The 4,375-nt window shown below is 25.5% G+C and carries 3 protein-coding genes; 2 read left to right on the forward strand and 1 reads right to left on the reverse strand.

Annotation, left to right across the window (positions count from 1 at the left end):
* Positions 1-310 precede the first annotated feature (310 nt).
* On the forward strand, positions 311-1,159 hold the full coding sequence (gene glcT, locus BUA70_RS12695; RefSeq protein ID WP_072897865.1) for a glucose PTS transporter transcription antiterminator GlcT: 849 nt from the start codon (positions 311-313) through the stop codon (positions 1,157-1,159).
* A gap of 201 nt (positions 1,160-1,360) precedes the next feature.
* Here the strand turns inward: glcT and BUA70_RS12700 are convergent, their stop codons facing one another.
* Positions 1,361-1,840: a PTS sugar transporter subunit IIA gene (locus BUA70_RS12700; RefSeq protein WP_072897866.1), complete on the reverse strand. Its 480-nt coding sequence runs from the start codon at positions 1,838-1,840 to the stop codon at positions 1,361-1,363.
* Between the two features lie 400 nt (positions 1,841-2,240).
* On the opposite strand from BUA70_RS12700, the gene nagE reads away from it, so the two are divergent.
* Positions 2,241-3,671: an N-acetylglucosamine-specific PTS transporter subunit IIBC gene (gene nagE / locus BUA70_RS12705; protein ID WP_072897867.1), complete on the forward strand. Its 1,431-nt coding sequence runs from the start codon at positions 2,241-2,243 to the stop codon at positions 3,669-3,671.
* Positions 3,672-4,375 lie beyond the last annotated feature (704 nt).

The following is a 4,375-nucleotide window of genomic DNA, read 5'->3' on the forward strand; positions in this document are numbered from 1 at the left end:
TAATTACATGACTCCAGATCAATGTGAATTATTAGCTAGAAGTACAGCATGAAAAAGTTTGACTTTTTGTGTCCAAAATATTGACATAAGACCACTTTAGCAAATGCTAAAGGGTTTTTTATTTTATTTATTTTTTTTAAATAAATATTATAGATTTAGTATAAAGTTATTATAAAGTTAGTTTAATATAAATATAAATATAGTATAGATATATTAAAAATAAAGTTTATAAAACAATTATTATATTTTACATTTAATTGGTAATTATTATACAATAATATTATAAATAAGGATGTAAAGGTGTAAAATTATGAAAAGAATAATTCATGATTCAGTAATAATAAAATCATTCAACAATAATATTGTTTTGATACAAAAAGATAATAAGGAAAAATTACTTTTTGCAAAAGGTATTGGATTTGGTAAAAGACCTGGAGATATAATACCTTCTGGCACATTAGTAGAAAAAGTTTTTGTTATTGAAGATGAACAAAATCTTAAGAATTTTAACAATTTAATTAATGCTAATAATGAAAACTTTATAATTTTATGTGAAGAAATAATATATAAAATATCAGAAGAATTTGGAGAAGATTTAAATGAAAATATTCATATTTCTTTAACTAATCATTTAGCGTTTGCATTGCAGAGATTAAAAGATGGACAAGAAATAGAGAATCCTTTTCTGGTAGAGATAGAAACATTATATAATAGTGAATTTAAACTCGCTCAAGAAATTGCAAAAAAAATAAAAAATGAAACAAATATAATTATACCTGATGGTGAAGCGGCCTTTATAGCTTTGCATATACATTCAGCTAGGAATAATGGAAAGTTATCTAATACTATTAAATATAGTTTTTTAGCAAGTAAAATTGTAGAATATGTAGAAGATGAAATAGGTATATCTGTAAATAGAAAATCATTAGATTATGCAAGGTTTTTAACTCATATTAGATTTGCAGTGGAAAGAATAATGAATAATAAGTGTAATAAGAATGATTTGAAAGAAACTATTAAAAGAATTTATAAAAAGTCTTATAAAATTGCTATAGGCGTAGGAAAAATAATTGAAGATGAATTAGATATAGAGGTTGATGAAGATGAGATAGCTTATTTAGCTATGCATATAGAGAGATTAAGAATTGCGGTTTTATAATGTATTAATGTATTATCATCCAATATATAAATTATATTAAGTTGCATTTTATATAAAAGGAAGGCTACATCACAAAGCTTTAAAATATATAATATATATTTTAAATTAAAAGGTTATTATGATGTAGTCTTCTTTAAAATATTTATTTTATTGGTTAATAATAAATAAAGAGTCGATTTTTTTTAAAATTAATTATTGATATTATTTAACTTTATAAGTTAATATAGTATCTTTCCCAGCTGCAACATTTTTTTCTAGGTTGCATTCCATATCTTTTATTATATCAGGATTTGTAATTAAAACTGGAGTTATAAGAGATATATTTTTACTAGTTATAAAATCTCTATTTATTTTTATTATAGGAGTACCAGCTTTAACAGTTACACCTGGTTCTATTAATCTTTCGAAGCCTTCGCCATCAAGGGAAACTGTATCTATTCCAATGTGTACTAAAAGTTCTATATCATTTGATAATTTCATTGCAAAAGCATGATTAGTTTTAAAAATTAGTGATAATTCTCCATCGGCAGGAGCAACTATTGTATCACCAGTTGAATCTATGGCAATGCCATCTCCAGCCATTTTTTGAGCAAACACTTCATCAGGTACTTTAGATAAAGGTATTGTATTTCCATCTATTGGTGAAACTAATTTTAATTGTTTTTTAAAAAATCCAAACATATTTATCGTCCTTTCACATAAATCAATTTATATTAGAATAAAATATAACAATTTACAATAAAAATAGGCATAAGTAATGAAACTTATGCCTGCATAATCAGTAACACTTTCTATTTAATTATATATATAGATATTTATTTTTGTCAAATATTTTTATCTATGTAATTATTTAAATAAACTGAAATTTCAAAAACATTTAATTGTTAACTATTGACATTTATTTTATCTGATAGTATAATATATATGTAATAATAAAATAATTATTTTGGCGTGTAACCATAAAATTGGGCATTAGCCGAAAGGGAATAAAACTATTTAAGTTTAACTATTCCTTTTCGGCTTTTTTTATTCTTTATTTTAAATAAAGAATAAAGTAAAAAAATAAAATGGAGGGGTAAAAATGTCATTTGGTAAAAAAGTTTTAGGAAATCTTCAAAGACTAGGTAAAGCTCTTATGACTCCAATTGCTGTTATGCCTGCTGCAGCCTTATTATTAAGATTAGGTCAGGCAGATGTATGGCAGTGGACTGGTAATGCATATTTAATGCAAAATGGTATACCACCAATGGCGGCAGCTGGATCAGCAATTATTGATAACTTAGCTATATTATTTGCTATTGGTATTGCTGTAGGACTTGCAGAAGATAATAATGGAGTAGCTGGAATATCTGCTACTGTAGGATATCTTGTTCTTACATTGGTTGCAAAAAGCTTTAATGCCGATATTAATATGGGCGTATTAGGTGGAATCGTAGTTGGTGTTATAGCTGCTATTCTTTATAACAAGTATAAAGATATTCAGGTACCTCAGGTATTAGGTTTCTTTGGAGGAAAAAGGTTTGTACCTATTGTAACGTCATTAGTTTGTTTAGGGCTAGGCATAATAGCTGGCTTTGGATGGATAAGAATTCAATGGGGATTAGATTCATTTGGTAATACTTTGGCTCATGCAGGAGCTTTAGGAGCTTTTGCTTTTGGATTCTTTAATAGATTATTAATACCATTTGGATTACATCATGTATTAAATTCATTATTTTGGTTCCAATTTGGAACATATAATGGAGCAACAGGGGATATAGCTAGATTCTTTGCAGGAGATCCAACTGCGGGAACATATATGACTGGATTCTTCCCGATAATGATGTTTGCATTACCAGCAGCTTGTTTAGCTATGATAACAACTGCTAAAAAAGAAAATAGAAAGAAAGTTACTGGTTTATTACTTAGTATGGCTGTAACATCTTTCTTAACTGGAGTAACAGAACCTATAGAATTTTCATTTATGTTCTTAGCACCGGTATTATATGTAATTCATGCATTATTAACTGGAGCTTCTCTTGCTATAACAAACTTTTTAGGGATGAGAGATGGTTTTGGATTCTCAGCAGGACTTACAGATTATCTATTAAACTTTAATATAGCAACAAATCCATTAGGAATAGCTTTAGTTGGATTAATTTTTGCGGCTTTATATTATGTTATATTTGTTTTTTGTATAAAGAAATTTAACTTAAAAACTCCAGGTAGAGAAGAAGAATATTTTGATGATGAATCTGAACTAGAAAAATCAGTACCTATAACAGCTTCATCACCACTAGATGAAAAGGCAGCAGTTATATTAGAGGCTTTAGGTGGAAAAGAAAATATTGATAATTTAGATGCTTGTGTTACAAGAATAAGAGTAACAGTTAAAGATGCTTCTAAAGTTAACGAATCTGCATTTAAAAAGGTTGGCGCTAACGGAATGATTAAAGTTGGAGAGAATAATTTACAAATAGTTATGGGAGCTCAAGCAGATCCAATAGTAACAAGAATGAAAAGAATGATTTAAGTAAAATTATATATTTTAAAAAGAGTTATCTTAAATTTAAGATAACTCTTTTTTATTTAAAATAATTTATTAAGGGGCAATAAACCAAATATTATTTTTCAATTGAATCTTTAAAATTTAAAATAATATTTATATTAAATAATATTTTAAATCAGAATTTTATTATTATAAAGTAATTATTTCTAAATTTATAAATTAAGTTAATGAAAAAGTTTTAGTTTTAATAGTGTAAATATATTTTTAAATTGATATTAATATTTTAATATGATTAATATGTGATAAGTGTATCTTGATATATAAAAAATTTTTTTGTATTAAGCATTAATAAAAAGGAGCTTATTTAAAATATAAGTTTAATAAGTAAATTAGAGAATAAGATATATATTTAGATATAATCTTATTATTTTATTAATAAAAAACTATTAATATAAGTATTAAAATAAATATAAATATTAAGTTATTTTATTATAAATAAAAAAAAGTTTTAAAAAGTATTGACATAAATTTAAATGGATGATAAACTAAGGAAGTCGTCAAGAGATGGCGATGAAACAACACAAGTTGTTCTTTGAAAATTAAACAGAGAGAAACTTACAAAATCTTTTAAGATTTTTTAAACCAGCAATTCTTTTATATGAGTAAAGATTAAACTTTTTAAATTGAGAGTTTGATCCTGGCTCAGGACGAACGCTGGCGGCGTGCTT

Origin of the sequence: Clostridium fallax, from assembly GCF_900129365.1 — a bacterium.
Taxonomy (GTDB): domain Bacteria; phylum Bacillota; class Clostridia; order Clostridiales; family Clostridiaceae; genus Clostridium_AH; species Clostridium_AH fallax.